General features: G+C 69.0%; 13 protein-coding genes. 7 read left to right on the forward strand and 6 right to left on the reverse strand.

Annotated features, from left to right (window positions below; all coding sequences use genetic code 11):
* Window positions 1-86: 86 nt before the first annotated feature.
* Window positions 87-1,709 carry an alkaline phosphatase D family protein gene (locus OG966_RS12165; RefSeq protein WP_326649581.1) on the reverse strand — a complete coding sequence of 541 codons (1,623 nt, stop codon included), beginning with the start codon at window positions 1,707-1,709 and terminating at the stop codon, window positions 87-89.
* Window positions 1,710-1,842: 133 nt separating this feature from the next.
* Here OG966_RS12165 and OG966_RS12170 point away from each other — a divergent pair, with 133 nt between their 5' ends.
* The 4 genes from OG966_RS12170 (at window position 1,843) to OG966_RS12185 (ending at window position 6,087) form a co-directional block, all read left to right on the forward strand.
* The gene (locus OG966_RS12170) at window positions 1,843-2,592 is read left to right on the forward strand and encodes an SDR family oxidoreductase (RefSeq protein ID WP_326649582.1); all 750 of its coding nucleotides are present in this window, start codon (window positions 1,843-1,845) and stop codon (window positions 2,590-2,592) included.
* Window positions 2,593-2,635: 43 nt separating this feature from the next.
* Complete coding sequence (locus OG966_RS12175; RefSeq protein WP_326649583.1) at window positions 2,636-3,508, forward strand: PhzF family phenazine biosynthesis isomerase; 873 nt, start codon at window positions 2,636-2,638, stop codon at window positions 3,506-3,508.
* A gap of 126 nt (window positions 3,509-3,634) precedes the next feature.
* Window positions 3,635-3,970: a MazG-like family protein gene (locus OG966_RS12180; RefSeq protein WP_326649584.1), complete on the forward strand. Its 336-nt coding sequence runs from the start codon at window positions 3,635-3,637 to the stop codon at window positions 3,968-3,970.
* 131 nt (window positions 3,971-4,101) lie between these two features.
* Window positions 4,102-6,087, forward strand: coding sequence for an ABC transporter ATP-binding protein (locus OG966_RS12185; RefSeq protein ID WP_326649585.1), 1,986 nt, complete (start codon window positions 4,102-4,104; stop codon window positions 6,085-6,087).
* A gap of 74 nt (window positions 6,088-6,161) precedes the next feature.
* On the opposite strand, the gene OG966_RS12190 is transcribed toward OG966_RS12185, so the two are convergent.
* Both OG966_RS12190 and OG966_RS12195 read right to left on the reverse strand, forming a co-directional pair.
* Window positions 6,162-7,085, reverse strand: coding sequence for an anti-sigma factor RsbA family regulatory protein (locus OG966_RS12190; protein WP_326649586.1), 924 nt, complete (start codon window positions 7,083-7,085; stop codon window positions 6,162-6,164).
* Window positions 7,082-7,387, reverse strand: a complete 306-nt coding sequence (locus OG966_RS12195; RefSeq protein WP_326649587.1) for an STAS domain-containing protein — start codon at window positions 7,385-7,387, stop codon at window positions 7,082-7,084. The genes OG966_RS12190 and OG966_RS12195 overlap by 4 nt, the downstream gene beginning before the upstream one ends.
* A gap of 268 nt (window positions 7,388-7,655) precedes the next feature.
* Here OG966_RS12195 and OG966_RS12200 point away from each other — a divergent pair, with 268 nt between their 5' ends.
* Window positions 7,656-8,552, forward strand: coding sequence for a SigB/SigF/SigG family RNA polymerase sigma factor (locus OG966_RS12200; protein ID WP_326649588.1), 897 nt, complete (start codon window positions 7,656-7,658; stop codon window positions 8,550-8,552).
* A gap of 202 nt (window positions 8,553-8,754) precedes the next feature.
* Here the strand turns inward: OG966_RS12200 and OG966_RS12205 are convergent, their stop codons facing one another.
* The 3 genes from OG966_RS12205 to brxD all read right to left on the reverse strand — a co-directional run bounded on the left by OG966_RS12205 (window position 8,755) and on the right by brxD (window position 13,879).
* Entirely contained in the window at window positions 8,755-9,648 is an 894-nt protein-coding gene (locus tag OG966_RS12205; RefSeq protein WP_326649589.1) for a hypothetical protein, read from the reverse strand.
* 683 nt (window positions 9,649-10,331) lie between these two features.
* Window positions 10,332-12,530: a DEAD/DEAH box helicase gene (locus OG966_RS12210; protein WP_326649590.1), complete on the reverse strand. Its 2,199-nt coding sequence runs from the start codon at window positions 12,528-12,530 to the stop codon at window positions 10,332-10,334.
* The gene (gene brxD / locus OG966_RS12215; protein WP_326649591.1) at window positions 12,530-13,879 is read right to left on the reverse strand and encodes a BREX system ATP-binding protein BrxD; all 1,350 of its coding nucleotides are present in this window, start codon (window positions 13,877-13,879) and stop codon (window positions 12,530-12,532) included. The genes OG966_RS12210 and brxD overlap by 1 nt, the downstream gene beginning before the upstream one ends.
* Before the next feature lie 182 nt (window positions 13,880-14,061).
* Here brxD and OG966_RS12220 point away from each other — a divergent pair, with 182 nt between their 5' ends.
* Window positions 14,062-15,879 carry a GmrSD restriction endonuclease domain-containing protein gene (locus tag OG966_RS12220; RefSeq protein ID WP_326649592.1) on the forward strand — a complete coding sequence of 606 codons (1,818 nt, stop codon included), beginning with the start codon at window positions 14,062-14,064 and terminating at the stop codon, window positions 15,877-15,879.
* Complete coding sequence (locus tag OG966_RS12225; RefSeq protein ID WP_326649593.1) at window positions 15,876-16,922, forward strand: CBS domain-containing protein; 1,047 nt, start codon at window positions 15,876-15,878, stop codon at window positions 16,920-16,922. The genes OG966_RS12220 and OG966_RS12225 overlap by 4 nt, the downstream gene beginning before the upstream one ends.
* Window positions 16,923-17,015 lie beyond the last annotated feature (93 nt).

Raw genomic sequence — 17,015 nt, forward strand, 5'->3', positions numbered from 1 at the left:
AACAGCTCCTGTTCCTGGTATCCGCACCTATGCTCTCAGCTCGTCCGGACTGGTCGAGACCTTTTTGAGGGCGGGACCGGGATGAGCTAGACGGGCTTGAGCCCGGGGTCGCCGGCCTCCGTCACGAAGGACGCGGCCGTGGTGACGGGCGCGCCAGGTGTGGTGACGGAGGCGACGGTCCGGAAGTCGGCGCGCGCCCGCTGCTCCCCGAGGGTGACGGTCACATAGCCGCGGCGGCCGTTGTAGAACTTCATGTGCGGGTTGGCCCTGGTGAGGTTGTCCCAGTTCGCGGGCTTCTCGGCGCCGTTCTTTCCGCTGCTGACGGAGGTGGCGACGATCTCGGTGCCGACGGTGCGGGACGCGGGGTCGTTGAAGTCCTTCTTCAGATCGAGGCCGTATCCGACGTGCACATCGCCGGTGAGGACCATCAGGTTCTCGATACCGGCCGCCTGCGCGCCGGCCAGGACGCGGTCGCGGGAGGCCGGGTAGCCGTCCCAGGAGTCCATGCTCAACTTGAAGGTGCCGGTGGGGACATCGCGCCGTTGCGCGAAGGTGACCTGCTGCGGCACGACGTTCCAGCGTGCTTGCGAGGCCTTCCACCCGTCGAGCAGCCAGCGCTCCTGCTCGGCGCCGGTGAGGGTGCGCGCCGGGTCCTCGGACTCCGGTCCCGGCACCTGCCAGCCGTCGCCGTACGCCTGGTCGGAGCGGTACTGACGGGTGTCGAGGATGTCGAACTGCGCGAGCCGCCCGAAGTGCAGCCGGCGGTAGAGCCGCATATCGGGTCCTGCGGGCTGCTGCGGCTTGCGCAGCGGCTGGTTCTCCCAGTACGCGCGGTAGGCGGCGGCCCTGCGCAGCAGGAACTCCTCCGGCGAGACGTCGTTCTCCGGGGTCTCGTCGGCGTAGTTGTTCTCGGTCTCGTGGTCGTCCCAGGTGACGACGAAGGGGTGCGCGGCGTGGGCGGCCTTCAGATCGGGGTCGGACTTGTACAGGCCGTAGCGCATCCGGTAGTCCTCGAGCGTGACGGTCTCGCGGTTGAAGTGCGCGGGCAGGCTCCGGTCGGTGTAGTTGCGGGCGCCGCCGACCGCGTTGACGGCGTATTCGTAGATGTAGTCGCCGAGGTGGAAGACGGCGTCGAGCTCCTCTTCGGCGAGGTGCTTGTACGCGGTGAAGTAGCCGTCGTGGTACGCCTGGCAGGAGACGGCGGCGAGCTTCAGCTCATTGATCCGCGCGGACCGGGCGGGAGCGGTCCTGGTCCGTCCGGTCGGGCTGATCCAGTTCCCGGCGCGGAAGCGGTAGTAGTAGGGCCGGTCGTGGTCGAGGCCGGTGATGTCGACGTGGACGCTGTGGTGGAACTCCGGGTGGGCGGTGACGGATCCCCGCCGGGCGATACGGGTGAAGCGGGAGTCGTGGGCCAGCTCCCAGCGCAGCGGCACCTTGGCGCGCGGCAGTCCGCTGTCGGGCTCGTACGGGCGGGTCGCGAGGCGCGTCCACAGCAGTACGGCACCGGGCCTCGGGTCTCCGGAGCCGACGCCGAGGGTGAAGGGGTCCTCGGTGATCTTCTTGGCGTCGAGCTCGGCGGCGTGGGCGGTACCGGGCAGATTGACGGCGAAGGCGAGCGCCGCGGCGGCGCCGGTGACGGTGAGAAACCTGCGGCGGCCGATGTGCCCGGCGGCAGCCCTGAGCTCGGGTGCGTGCGATGCGGACCTCATGTGCCCCTCCCCTGACGGTGGTTGTCCTTCCGTATTGGAGTAGGGGCCGACGACTCCGTGTTGTCGAGTACACAACATCCGCATGACGGTCGGATGAGTTCCGCGTACAGGTGGACGACTACGCTGCGCGTCCATGAACGCTGTAGCGAGGATCGCGGTGGTGACAGGAGCGGGTTCGGGCATCGGCCGCAGCGTGGCGGTGGCGCTGGCGGGTGCGGGCTGGTCGGTGGTCGCGGCGGGCCGGCGGGCCGAGGCCCTGGAGGAAACGGCGTCTCTGGCGGGCGGGGATGTCCTGTGCGTCCCCACTGATGTGACGTCACCGGCAGATGTCACCACGCTGTTCGCCGCGGTACGGGAACACCACGGCCGACTTGACCTGCTGTTCAACAACGCGGGCACGTCCGGCCCCTCCGTCCCGTTCGAGGACCTGACGTACGAGGCCTGGCGCACGGTGGTGGACGTGAACCTGACGGGCGCGTTCCTGTGCGCGCAGGCGGCATTCCGGGCGATGAAGGAGCAGTCCCCGCAGGGCGGCCGGATCATCAACAACGGCTCGGTCTCGGCGCATGTGCCGCGGCCGAACTCGGCGCCGTACACCTCGACTAAGCACGCGATGACGGGCCTGACGAAGTCGCTGTCGCTCGACGGGAGGGCGTACTCGATCGCGTGCGGCCAGATCGACATCGGCAATGCCGCGACCGAGATGACCCAGCGGATGCAGGCGGGGATCCTGCAGGCCAACGGGGACGTGGTGGTGGAGCCGGTGATGGACGCGGCGGATGTGGCGCGGACGGTGCTCCATATGGCGGAGCTGCCGCCGGGGGCGAATGTGCAGTTCGCGACGGTGATGGCGGCGGCCATGCCGTACATCGGCCGGGGCTGAGCCCCCTTCCTGAAGGGCGCGTGGGTCCCTTAGGGTTCCTTCCATGATCACGACTGCCGATGTGCTGCGCTACACCGCCTTCTCGACCGACCCCGAAGGGGGCAACCCCGCGGGGGTCGTCCTGGACGCGTCCGGGCTCGACGACGCGGCAATGCTCGCCGTCGCGGCCGAGGTCGGCTACAGCGAGTCCGCCTTCCTGACGGCACCGCCCGAGGGCTTCGACGCCTCTGGGCAGGCTTTCACCGCCCGGTACTTCAGCCCGAAGGCCGAGGTCCCGTTCTGCGGCCACGCCACGGTCGCGACGGCTGTCGCGCTGGCGGAGCGCACCGGCCCCGGCGACTTCGTCTTCGTCACCCCCGTGGGCCCGGTGCCTGTGACGGTCGCGTCCGTGGGCGGCGTGCTGGTCGCGACGCTCACCAGCGTCGAGCCGCACGTCGAGGAGGCGGCCGGGGAGGATGTGCGGGAAGCACTCGCCGCTCTCGACTGGGCCGCCGAGGACCTGGATCCGGCGCTGCCGCCGCGTATCGCCTTCGCGGGCGCGCGCCATCTGGTCCTGGCGGCCGCGACCCGCGCCAGGCTCGCGGATCTTCAGTACGACTTCGCGCGCCTCGAAGCGCTGATGCACCGCCTCGACCTGACGACGGTCCAGTTGGTGTGGCGTGAGTCCGACTCGGTGTTCCATGTCCGGGACCCGTTCCCGGTGGGCGGCGTGGTCGAGGATCCGGCGACGGGCGCGGCGGCGGCAGCCTTCGGTGCGTACGCGCGCGAACTCGGCCTCGTACCTGGCGAGTCGGAACTCACTCTGCACCAGGGCGTGGACATGGGCCGTCCCGGAGTGCTCACGGTGACGCTCCGCGAAGGCGATCCACGAGTGCGGGTGAGCGGCTCCGGGGCCCGCATTCCCGAACTCGGCTGAGTCCCCGCCGCTGAAGCCCCGTCGCTGAAGCCCCGCCCCCCTGAGGTCCGTCAGGCCGCCGCGGCAGCGGCCGCAAGGAGCGCCGCCCGGGTCCCGCGAGCTCCCCGCACATGACAGGCTGCGGGCATGAATCACACCCTGGACCCCATCTGGGACACGGTCGGCCGACTGCACGACTGGCTCGACGCGGAGAGCGATCTGCCGCCCCAACAGGAGACGCTGCTCAGGATGTTGAAGCTCTCGGAGGAGGTTGGCGAGGTCGCCCAGGCGATCATCGGCGCGACGGGCCAGAACCCGCGCAAGGGGACGACGCACAGCTGGCAGGACGTGGAGTCGGAGCTCTGCGACGTGATCGTCACGGCGATGGTGGCGTTGCGTACGCTCACGCCGGACGCGCCGGAGGTCTTCGGGGCACATCTGCGCGGGGTCGCGGTGCGTTCGCTCGAGCGGTCACCGGACTGATCTGATCCGTCCCCGTTCGCCGCCGCGTGTCTGCCCTGACCACTTTTCGCTGGTCTTCGGCGCTTTCGACACCGCGATGGACCGGCAGCGGCAATGGTGGTTCCTGGAGTTCAACCCGTCAGGACAGTGGCGTGGCTGGAGAAGGGACCGAGTTGACCGCCAAGACCCCTGAGACCCCTGAGACCAACGAATCCACCGGGACCGCCAAGACCCCTGAGACCACCGGAGCCGCCGAGAACCCCGGCGAGGAGCTGCGGTACCGCTCCGCCACACTGGCCGCCTGCGAGGAGCAGCCGGTCACCACGAAGGCGATGGCCAAGCGGCTGCCCCAGCTCGTACGCAAGGCACTGGCCCTCGCCTGGCGCGTCGACCGGCGCGCGGTCGTCACCCTCCTGGTCTGCCAGGCCCTTTCAGGCTTCATGGAGGCGTTCGGGCTGCTCGCGACGACGAGCACGATCACGGCTCTGATCGCCGGCGGCAATATGGGCGACAACCTTCTGGACGCTCTCCCCTCCATCTGTGTACTGGCCGGAGCGGCCGGGCTGCGAGCCGTGCTCGGGATCGCCGTCAACAACATCTCCAGCCGCCTCTCCCCCAGGATTTCGCGGGAGGCCGAGCTGCAGATGCTGACCGCGGCGGTCAACGCGGAACTGTCGGCGTACGACCATCCCGGCTTCAACGACAAGCGCGAGGCGGCCGACCGGGGCGCCGAGGTCGCCCAGGATCTCCTCACCGAATCCCAGGACGTCATGGCCTGCGTCGCCTCGCTCGTCGCGGCGGCCGGAGTGGTCACGGTCCTGCATCCGGTCCTGCTGCCGCTGCTGATGCTCGCCGCGGTCCCGCAGGGAATCGCGAGCGTGAAGGGCGCCCGCGTCCACTACCAGACCTCACGCGCCATGGCGGCGGAGCGCCGGACCCTGAGCCTGCTGCGCTGGTTCGTGGTCGACAAGGACACCGCCGACCAGCTTCGCTCCTGCACCATGGCGGAGTTCCTGCTGAACCGCTACCGGGCCATCGGCAACCGGGTCGACTCGGCCACCGACAAGGCCGTGCACCAGGGCGCGCGCTACGCGATCGTCGGCGCGACGGCCGGAGGGCTGGCCGCCGGACTGGTGTGGGTGGCCCTTGCTCTTCTCCTGGCTTCGGGGCGGATGTCGGTCGCCTCGGCGGGCACGGCGGTCTTCGCCCTGAGTACGGTCGGCTCCTCGCTCCGCGGCGTCGTCGGCTACGGCACCCGCCTCTTCCGCACCGGGCTCTATCTCGACGACTGGGCCGAGTTCATCGAGGAGGCCGGCGGCCACCGTCTGAATCGTGGTGTTCTCGCACCGCCGTCCCCGCGGACCGTCAGGGCCGAGGCCCTCACCTACCGCTACCCGGGCGCGGACCACCCCGCGCTGGAGAAGGTCACTCTGGAGGTCCGCCGCGGCGAAGTCCTGGCCCTCGTCGGCGAGAACGGCTCCGGCAAGACCACCCTCAGCAAGCTCCTGACCGGCCTGTATCTCCCCACCGACGGCACCGTGACCTGGGACGGGAAGGACGTCGCCGACTTCGATCCGCACGCCCTGTGGACGCAGACCGCGATCGTTCCGCAGGACTTCGCGCACTGGCCCATGTCGGCCAGGGAAAACATCACGCTCGGCCAGCTCCACGAGGGCGACGAGGCGGTTCTGCGCGCCGCCGCACGCTCCGGGGCCGCCGAGGTGGTGGACGGTCTGCGCAGCGGTCTGGACACGCTGCTCGCAAGGGAGTGGTTCGGCGGGGTGGAGCTCTCCGGCGGCCAGTGGCAGCGCATCGCCATCGCCCGCGCCTTCCACCGCCCGGCCGGGCTGCTCGTGATGGACGAACCCACCAGCGCACTCGACGCCCGCGCCGAGCACCGCATCTTCACCGGCCTCCGGGACATCGCCCGGGACAGGGCCGTGGTGCTCGTCACCCACCGCCTCGCCAATGTCGCCGTCGCGGACCACATCGTCGTCCTCGACCACGGCCGCGTCATCCAGCAGGGAACCTTCGGGGAACTGGTCGACTCCCCCGGGCTCTTCCAGGAACTGTGGGTCCTCCAGAACGACCGGGGCGTACCGGCACCTCGCAGCGAGAAGACACCCGGGACACCGTGACCGGGCACCGAGGCTGCCGGCAGTTCAGGTCCCGGTCAGGCCCGGTCAGGCCGGTCGGGTCGCGGTCAGGCCGGTCAGGTCCCGAGATGGAAGCGGATCGCGGTGCCCTCCGGGCCGGTGTGGACGCGGACCAGATCGGTGAGGTAGTGAACCATCAGCAGGCCCCGGCCACCGAGCTGGTCACGCGTGGGCGGGCGACGGCCGGCCAGCGGGTCGCTCAGGAGTCCTGCGTCTCTCACTTCGCACAGGATCTGCCCGTCCTCGCCCCAGACCCATACGGTGCCTGAACCATGGCCGTGCACCACGCTGTTGGTGGTCAGCTCGGCGACGGCCAGGGCGAAGTCCCCCAGACGCTCACCCGACAGACCCAGGTCCTTGGCCCGTTCGACCGCGAAGTCCCGGGCGTCGGGAATGCGTTCGGCCTCGAAGGCGAACGCGGAGGCCCGCTGCGGGCGTGCCAGTGGCTGGTTGTAGGCGGCGACGGCACGGTCGGGGTCGTACGTGCCGCTGGGCTTCGCACGTCCTCGGTCGACGACGACCGGGTGGGTGGCGTAGGCGTCGGCGAGCACCGCGGCATCGAGTCCTGCGGCGTCGTAGGGGCACACGATGGTGACTTCCCGGCCGCTGAACGCGGTGTTGATCAGTGCCTCGTGCTGGACACAGGCCGGGTACTCGGCCGGGGTGCGGCCGGGCCAGATCGGCTCACCGATGATCCGCACCCGCCGGGTGGGATAGGTATCGGCAAAGGCCCTCAGCACCCTGGGAATGATCCGCCCCGGGTTGCGCCCGGCCTCGCGCATGTCGATGAACCGCACTTCTCCGGCGCTTGCCCCCAATTCCGCGCGCAGCAGTTCGAGGTTGCTCTCGGGGGCCGCCACCGCCACCGGCTCGCCCGCGGCGAGACCGTTCTGGATGAACGGCACAGTTCCCGCCAGGTACTCCTCGCTGCCCCGGTAGAACAGCGCCGGGTGGACGAATGGCTCAGCCGTGTGTGTCACTTCGTCACCTCGATCGCCGCCAAGTCGGGCCAGAACATGTCCAAGGCGCGTCGCAGCGCGGGCGGCGGCCCCTCGAGGACCATGCGCCGTCCGGTGCCCAGGTGCTGGGCCGCGACCGCCACGGTGGACGTACCGGCTACGTCGATGAACGTCACTGCGGACAGATCGAGGTAAACGTCACCGCTTCCGCCGACCAGGCTGTCGAGCGCCCGCTCCCACGCTGTGCGCGTGGCCAGAGTCACCTCACCGGCCGCGTGCACTCCGGGTCGATCCTTCAGCGTGCAGATCTCCAGTTCGGCCACCCTGTGTGGCAACGGTACTGCCGACGAACCCGCACCGTCTGAGGCATCCACCCGCCCACCCCCACTGACCTCGGCACCCGGCGTCGTCCCAACGCCCCGCCGACCTTACTCCCACCGCCGGCCGAGAGCACTGGCTGATACCCGGCGGCCAGGCGGCGAACGAAGGGGAGTGCGCCCCAAAAGACCACAAGGATCGACAGGCATAGAAAGAATCCGCGCGGGAAGGCGCGGTTCGAGAAGAGTGCATGACGAGCGAAGGGGTGGGGACATGACAGCGACTTCTGCACAGACTGCCAACACGGTACTGGCGGAGGCCGCGGCATCTTCTCCGGTCGGCGCACCGGCCGGAGTCGGTGAGCTGCCCTGGATCGAAGACGCGGGGAAGGTCGCTCCGAAGGATGCAAAAGCCCTCTCGAAGCTGTTCTTCGACCAGCTCCAGGTCCTTGAGGAGGGCACCCACGAGTACCAGTACGCCCGGAACACGCTGATCGAGATGAACCTGTCCCTGGTGCGGTTCGCCGCGAGGCGCTTCCGCAACCGCGGCAGCGGCGATATGGAAGACATCGTCCAGGTCGGCACCATCGGGCTCATCAAGGCGATCGACAGGTTCGAGCTGTCCCGCGAGGTCGAGTTCACCTCCTTCGCCATTCCCTACATCATCGGCGAGATCAAGCGGTTCTTCCGCGACAGCACCTGGGCCGTGCACGTTCCCCGGCGCCTGCAGGAACTGCGCGTGGAGATCGTCCGGGCGCAGGAGCAGCTCGCCGCCGGCCAGGACCGCGACGCGACGGTCAAGGAGCTGGCCGAGCATCTGAAGCTCAGCGAGGAAGAGGTCATAGAAGGCCTCGTCGCCTCCAACGGCTACACCGCGGGCTCCCTGGACACACCCAATGACGTCGGCGACGACGGCCAGGCCGGCAAGGCGCGCACGGTTGCCGACGTGATGGGCGAGCCGGACCCCGCGTTGGAAACGATTGAGGACCTGCACACGCTGGCCCCGCTCCTGGAGCAGCTCGACGACAGGGAGCGACGCATCATCGAGATGCGCTTCGGCCAGGAGATGACCCAGTCCCAGATCGGTGCCGAACTCGGCGTCTCCCAGATGCACGTATCCCGGCTCCTGACGCGCACGCTCACCAGGCTTCGCACCGGAATGTTCGCCTGACCGTCGACCGGTCACCACCCGGGCGGTCACCACACGAGGTGGTGTGGCGGACGAGTCGGGCCGTACGCCGGGGTCGTCCGCCACACCCTTCCGACCTGTGCTTGTGCGAGTCGAAGCGGATGTGACCTGCGAGGACGGGCTTCAGAGGATCGGAGCCCAACGGGGCCGGCCGGCCCTGGCCGCGGGCGGTGCATCCTACGGCTCAATCCGGTGTGCCACCCTCGGCCGGATCCGGATCCGGATCCGGATCCGGTGCCGCCCCGCTTCCGAAGGCCTGGCCGGCCGCTTGCTCCGCGCGGACATCTTCGGCGACCTCGTATGCCCGCCCCGGATCGTAGACCATGACCGCCCTGTCGGGGCTGTACATGGCGCCTGCCCGGGGGGTGTACGTGTAGCCTCTGACGCCGTGCTGAGCGGCGATACCGTCGACCGCACTGGAGGGCACCTGCCACAGATCGGCTATGCGGGACGGCGCCCACCACTCATCCGGGCACAGGAAATTTCGCTCGCTCTCTGTCCGACCCTCCACAGCCACACCGGCCGGACCCAGTTGCTCGGTCAGCCGGTCGATCAGCCTCTGCGTATCGATCCGGGACAGCGGCGAGAGCGTCGCGGGTTCGCACTCCACCGTCCCGCCGCGGGTGTGCAGCAGCACCTTGATCGACTTCCGCCGGCCCAGCCTCAGCCGCTCGAAGACGACGACTCGCTGCAGCTCAGCCATGGCCATGGTCGACGAACGCGCAAAGCGGGCGATCACAACCTGGGCCGGAATCCCCTCGGGGCGGAACTCGACCCACCGCACCATCGTGGCTGCCGCGGCACACATCCCGCCCACGACGAGCACGATCACAGCTATGCCCGTGAGTCCCAGGAGAATCCACAGGACGCCCCAGAAAAACGGGCTCCCCGAGAACAGGGCAGCCACCAGAGCGGCCAGCAGGAGTGGAGCGGCGATCATCGAGGGGCCCATGACGCCTCCGCCGAGGACGACGGCCAACTCACGGATCCGGCTGGGCACGAACACCAGCCGCCAACCGGCTGCTGCCTTGGCCGGTGGCCCAACTCCCGCCGGAAGTCCGGATTTTCGCATTTCCATGGCCCAAGAGTAGGTCCCGATGAAGGCCCTCGTAAGACAACGGCGAACCGAGCGTCTGCCGGAACTGCGAGCTCCGGCAGGTCGAGATCGGCGGCCGACTGGCCGCGGTGAGCCTCGTGGCGGGAAGCCGCTCCAAAAAACGTGCCTGACCTGAGGAAATGCAAGCGGCAGACGAGTCGGGCTGTACGCCGGGGAGAGTCACGACAGCGCTATGACCTGGGCAAACATGTAAGGAGGGCTCTTGTGTGGCTACCTTGATGGCTACATAAGACGACATCCCGCCCTGGAGCGGTCCGGACGGGGGCTTCGTCACCTCTTGGGGTCAGGCGGTCTGCTCGATGCGCTCGAAGACTCCGAGTCCGTCTCCATGCGGCTGCCTTCGCATACTGCAGACGAACCCGACGGTGGTCGCGTAGACCGCGAGCCCGTCGACGGCTGGGCGGTGCGGTACCTGCGTGGTGTCGGCAGGCGGACGCGATCCGATCCCGACTCGCCGCACGCGGCCTCAAGGCCACCACGGTGGACACCGCCAACCGCCTCCAGGGTCGCGAGTTCGATGTAACCCTCGTTTGACACTCCTTCTCAGGCCGCCAATAGGCCTCCGCCTTGCAGTGGTGACGGAGCAGTTGGGGCGGGCGTAACCCCTGGCGTCCGTCTGAAGCGGACTTGATGGCTTTTCCGCTTCAGCCGTCGTACTGAAAGCGCGCCGACTCGCCGAGCACCGAGCGGGCGCTCTCGAAGTCGGCCAAGCGGGCCGCCACCGTGGCCACGGCGAGGCGTTCCGGGAGGGCGGCGGAGAACTTCAGGCCGCGTACGGCCCGGCGGTCCACGTCAGGCAGGACGAGGTTCTCACCGACGTTGTCACGGGCCGCACGCCAGTCGGCCGGGGTGAGGTTCTCGCGCAGGCGCAGCCAGCTGTCGGTGGGTCGTTGCAGAGGATCGGTGACCGACTGAAGGGTGGCGGCCAGGGTGGCGTTGGCGCGGTAACCGGCCCAGGTCCACCAGCGGACGTCCGAGCCGACGCGCGTAATCAATGTGCCGCCCGGGAGCACGGTGTCGGGTGCGTCGGCCTCACGCTGTTCGGCCAGGCACGCCTCCGCACGCCGGGTGAGGGAGACCGGCGGGGCCGTGCCCAGCAGCACCTCGCGCATGGCACGCGTCAGGGCGTACGACAGTCCGGCGACGCCGCCGTTCATCCACTTGGCGATGCCGCCGCCGTCGGCCGGCTCGACGAAGACGCGTTTGCGCAGCCAGTCAATGTACGTGACCTGCCAACTGCGTCCACCGAGTAGCAACCGCCTGGGGCCGGGGCGTTCCTCTGTGAGCACGCTCGGGTCGGTGCGGCCGATCTCCGTGCGTCCGGACAGGACGGTGAACTGCGGAGGTGCGGTAAAGGATGCGGTGAGTTCGATGAAGTGCCTTTTGCCGAAGCGGCGTTCCGCCTCGGGGCCGACAAACAGCATCCCACCGTCGCTGTCGAGGAAGCCCTCCTCAGTGAGGAAGCGCAGGATGGGGGCAGCCGACTTGTCGAAGGGGGCGAGGCCGTTCCACTGCCGGTCCCACAACTGGTCGCCGAGCTTGTGCTGTTGCAGGGTGACTGCGAGCAGTTGCTGGGCCACCAGGTGGCGCGGCTCCGGTGGGGGGAGGACCGGTTCCACCCAGCCGCGAGACCACAGCAGCAGCAGGCCCGCCGCTTGCAGCAGTGTGTCCTTGCGGGTGGTGAGGAACAGACAGTTCCGCACGGTGCCGGAACGCCGGCCGGTGCGGCCGATGCGCTGCAGGAACGAGGCAACGGAGGCCGGTGAGTCGATCTGGATGACGCGGTCCAGGTCACCGACGTCAATGCCGAGCTCGAGGGTTGACGTGGAGACGATGACGCAGTCACGGGCCTCCGCGAACGCCTGCTCGGAACGGGTGCGTTCATCGACGGAGAGGGAGGCGTGGGACAGGAAGACGGTCACCTCACGCGCGCGCAGCGCCGCACCCAACTCCTCGACCTGGCGGCGCGAGTCGCAGAAGACGAGCCGCTTCTCTCCTCTGTGCAGCGCCGCGATGAGTTTGGCGGCGTTGTCGAGGGAGCCGACGTAGTCGAGCTCCACTTCGCCCGCAGGCCTGTGGGACGCCTCGGGGATCGCTTTGTCACCGCGTCCGCCGCCGTCGGTGGCCGGCAGGTGCACTCCAGGGGCGACGACCTGACCTTTGCGGCTGCCGACGCCCGCGCCTTGCAGCCAGTGCAGCAGCTCGGCCGGGTTGCCGACGGTCGCTGAGAGTCCAACGCGCTGAATAGGCAGTCCGGTAACCCGCTCCAGCCGTTCGAGCACGGCGAGCAGGTGCCATCCCCGGTCATCCCCTGCGAACGCGTGCACTTCGTCGACGACGACGGCTCGCACACTCCCCAAAAGGCGGGCGTGGTCGGTCTTGACGCCGATCAGCATCGCTTCGAGCGACTCGGGCGTGGTCAGCAGGATGTCCGGTGCCTCGGCGCGGATACGCCGGCGTTGCGATTCCTTGGTGTCCCCGTGCCAGAGTGCGGCCCGTCGCCCCAGCCACTGTGCGTAGGAGTCGACGCGGCCGACCAGGTTGTTGAGGAGTGCCTTGAGCGGGCACAGGTACAGCACGGATGTGCCGGTCCACTTCTGCTCGGTCATCGCCGACAGCAGGGGGAAGCAGGCCGCCTCGGTCTTACCCCCCGCCGTCGGAGCCAGCAGTACGGCGTCCTGTCCCTCCATGAGCGGGGGGATCGCCGCCCGCTGCAGGGGGCGCAGATCGGGCCAGCCGAGTGTGTTGACGATGTGATGCAGGACGACGGGGTCGAGTCGGTCCAGTACGTCGACATCCTCGTCACCCGGGTCTTTCCCGGCCGGGAGTCCCGCGTCCGCCATCACAGCTCCAGGTCGATGTCATCGGCCGACGCGGAGTGTCCGGAGACAGTGGCTGCCAGGTTTCGCTCGACGTCGGTGAGTTCGCTGCCGGCGACGGTGAGCCGGTAGTGCTGCCGAGGGTCGAAGTCGTCGAACTGGTCCACGCGGTCGAGTACGTCCCCGACGAGTTTCTTCAGGAACAGCCGGGGAGCCACTCCGACCTTCCCGCCCAGCGCCCCGCCGACGGCCACCGCGAGGTCCGCGACATACACGTCGTCGACGACCTTCCGCACACGGTCGGGTGCTTCTGCGGCATCGGCGTACAGGTCACGGATGGTGAGGCCGAGTCCGACCAGGGACTCCTGGTTGAAGCCGGGAAGCCTGATCTGCACAGCGCGAGGGTTGTCGAAGCGCGGGTCAGTGGTGAAGTCGGTGGCCAGCCGCTGAGCGAGCGGTGCCAGACGCTGCACGCCCTGCTGACCGTCGTAGAAGGCCGGGGTACCCGTGATGACCAGATAGAGGCCGGGGAAGCGGCCCGAGTGCACCTCGTCGATGAGCTGCCGCAGCGCGTTGAGTGCCTTGTCGCGGGCGTCCGACCGGACCCGCTGCAGCGTCTCCACCTCGTCGAGGACGACAAACAGCCCGGTGTGTCCTGAGTCGCGCAGCACGGTGAGGAGGCCCTGCAGGAACCCGAGCGCACCGAAGTGGTCGAGGTCGCCCCGCACTCCGGCGGATCGGCGGGCGGAGGCCGCCACGTGCGGCTGGCCGCCGAGCCACGCCAGGACGGCCGCCGCGGTCGCCTCGTCGCCGTCCGCGAGGGCGGCGCGGTAGCCGCGCAGAGCGGTGGCGAACGACGGGGCGTGCCGGGAGACCTCGGCGAGCCGTGCGACGAGCAGTTTCTCCACGTCGCCCGGGAGACGGTCCTCGGTCGCACCGTCGGCGAGTGCGTCCTCCTCCAGGGCGTAGAACCAGGCATCGACGACGGGTCGGAGGGCGCTCGCAGGGAAGCTGGAGGTGGTGAGGCGCTCGGTGAGCCGCCGGTAGACCGTTTCCAGCCGGTGCAGCGGGGTCTCGTTCTCCGAGATCTGGATCTCGGCCACGGCGAAGTTGCGACGCTTGGCCCGCTCCCCCAGCCAGCGGGTGAAGAACGTCTTGCCGGACCCGTACTCGCCCCGCACAGCCTTGAACACGGACCCGCCCGACGCCACCGAGTCCAGTTCCGTGTCCAGGGCCGTTTCGAACCGGTCGAGTCCGGTGGCCAGCAGGTCGAGGCCGCTGTCGGGCACGGCACCGCGTCGCAGCGCGTCGATGACGGTACGGCGGCGGGCGGCGCTCACCTGGGCGGGGCGCTGGGATCCGGTGGTGCTCACAGGAGTCAGTCTTCCATTTCCACGGGCCCGCCCGTACGGGGACCGGATGGCGGCCGTCGATCGGTCCGCGCTGCACGCGGCACCGTGGCGGGGCGCCTACTTCGTTGAATCGGTTGACGGTCACCCGGATACGCTGCTGGAATCACTCTCCGTACATTCGGCAGGGTGGGAGTGGGACGAACGTGGCGGCACTCGACAATGTGAAGCTGAAGGACGTACTCGCGGATGTGGCGTCGGGCTCCTTACAGTTGCCCGACTTCCAGCGGAACTGGAAGTGGGACGACGATCGGATCCGCGCGATCATCGCGACGGTGACGCTGGACTATCCGCTCGGCGTGGTGATGACTCTGCAGACCGGCGGCGCCACCCGATTCCGTTCGCGGACGCTCACCGGGGCACGCCCGGACGGGGATCCGGCCGCGGACCTCCTCCTGCTCGACGGTCAGCAGCGTCTCACCTCCCTCTTCCAGGCCCTGTGGCTGGACGCCCCGGTGGAAACGGCGGACGCCCGTAACAAACCCATCGAGCGGTGGTACTACGTCGACATCGAGAAGGCCGTGGGCCCGGGCGCGGATCGCGACGAAGCCATCCTGTCCGTCCCGGCGGACAAGGTCCTCCGCACCGACTTCAACCGCACGGTGGTGCTGGATCTGAGCACCACGGAGAACGAGTGCGCGGCCGGTCTCTTCCCTCTGCATCTCGTCTTCGACGCACAGCGTGTGAACCAGTGGATGATGTCGTACGTCAAGGCGGACGAGGACCGGAACTGGAACTTGTGGGGGCAGTTCGACGAGTTGGTCCTCCAGCAGGTCCGCGCCTTCCAGGTCCCGATGATCCGGCTGGCCGCCACCACCTCCATGGACGCCGTGTGCGCGGTCTTCGAGCGGGTCAATACGGGCGGCGTACCTCTGAACGTCTTCGAACTACTCACCGCGACCTACGCCGGGGATCGCGACTACGTGGACCAGAGCGGGGACTACTACCAACTCCCCAAAGTGTGGCGGGAGATCAAGCAGGGGCTGGCAGCCAAGTACCCGGTCTTCGGCCGTCTGGACGGCGGCCTCGAGAACGGGCTGAGCAGCATCGACTTCCTGCAGGCCATCGCCCTGGTACGCACCTGGGAACGGAAGCAGTCGGGCAGGGGGGCGACGGTGTCGTGCAAGCGCCGGGACCTGCTGGACCTCCCGCTGGCCGACTTCGTCCGGCTGGCGCCGAAACTGGCGGACGCCTTCGCCTGGGTGGGCGACTTCCTGGAACGGCAGTGCATCGTCCGCCCGAGCGACCTGCCGTACAAGACGCAGCTCGTCCCGCTCGCGGCCGTCCGTGCCATCCTGGACACGGCGCTGGACGGCCTGGGAGCGGAGGAGAAGACCGAGCAGTGGTACTGGTGCGGAGTCCTCGGCGAGATGTACGGCGGCTCCACCGAGACCCGCTTCACGCGTGACGTCGAGCAGCTCGTCCCCTGGATCGCGCAGGACGACCGGGCGCCCGACACCGTCACGGACGCGTTCTTCTTCGCCGACCGCCTCGACAGCCTCACCACCCGCAACAGCGCCGCCTACAAGGGCATCTACGCCCTGCTGGTCAAGCAGGGGGCGGTGGATTGGCACTACACGGACAGCCCGCTCAAGCCCGGCAGGCTGGACGAGTACAGCGTGGACGTCCGGCAGATCTTCCCCAAGACCTGGTTCCGGCGGGGCAACAGCCAGGACCTGCCCACGAACTCCATCGTGAACAAGACCCCGCTGTCCTACCGCGCGGCGATGGACATGACCGGGGCGCCGGCGTCCTACCTGTCCACGATGGTCGCCGCCTCCGACATGCGCCCCGAGTGGTTCGACGATGTGCTCGCCACCCACCTCATCGATCCGGAAGCACTCCGCGACAACGACTACGAACGGTTCTACAACGACCGTTCCAAGCAGTTGCAGGATCTCGTGCACTCCGCCATGGGCAAGAGGACCATGCTCCGTGACCTCGCGGAGGGCGACGCCCGATGACGACCGCACCGAGCGGGCAGGACCTCGCCGCGCTCAAGGGCAGGACCGTGCCCGTGCAGGACATTCTGGACCTTTTCCAGGTCAGGGTCCGCGACCACCGGACGGTGCACCGCATCTCGCAGGCACTCACGGACGCCGGGCTGACGACGCTGCCGGACTTCGCCGTCTGCGGTCAGCGCAGCAACGTCGAAGTGGTGCCGCTCGCGTCCGTCCCCGCGCAGGCCGCCCCCGCGGGCGTGGAGGAGGACGAAACGGACGAGGCCCTGCCCTCGGCCGCCCTGCCGCAGCGTCTGCTGCTCGGGGACATCCCGTCGGCGCGGCGCGGTCTGGTGTCCGTCGGTCCCGGTACGCCTCTGGCGCAGACCACGTTCCTGATGCGCACGAAGGGCCTCGCGCAGGTCCCGGTGACCACCGGCATGGCGCAGATCCACGGGGTGGTCACCTGGGGGTCCGTCGCCAAGATGTACGAGGCGGGCAAGCAGCCGACTCTGGACAACGCGATGGAGAAGGACTCCCTTCCGGTCGCCGACACCCGCCAGGAGTTCTTCTCCGCCCTGCCGGTCATCCGCGAACACGGTTACCTCCTGGTCCGGGGCGACGACGGCTGCCTCTCTGGCATCGTCAGCGCAGCGGACGTCACGGACCGCTTCGAGGGCGCGGCACGGCCCTTCTTCATCGTCGGCGAGATCGAGTCCCTGCTGCGCCGCTGCCTGGGCGCGGCACTGGACGAGGAGACCATCAAGGCCGTCCAGACGAACAAGAAGGCCGAGCACCGCACCGGCCAGGTCTCCGACCTCATGTTCGGCGACTATCTGAAGCTTCTGGACGGCGCCCAGACGAAGACGTCACTGGCCGAAGCCGCCGACGCCAACTGGGAAGCCCTGAAGTGGCACAACATGCCCAGGGAGCAGTTCATCGGCCGTCTGAAGCAGGTGAAGGACATCCGCAACCGGATCGCACACTTCGACGAGAAGCCGCTTCCGCAGGAGCTGCTCGACGAACTGACGACGTTCGCGAAGCTGCTGCGGGCGTTCGTGGCCTGAGGCGGCGGGCGGGAATACCAGGAGAGCGGTGCCGCGTGCCGGGGCCGCTACCCGGGGTGCCTGCAGGCGAACACCAGAGGCACCCCGAACCCT

It is taken from the genome of Streptomyces sp. NBC_01750, from assembly GCF_035918095.1.
In the GTDB taxonomy this organism is placed as follows: Bacteria; Actinomycetota; Actinomycetes; order Streptomycetales; family Streptomycetaceae; genus Streptomyces.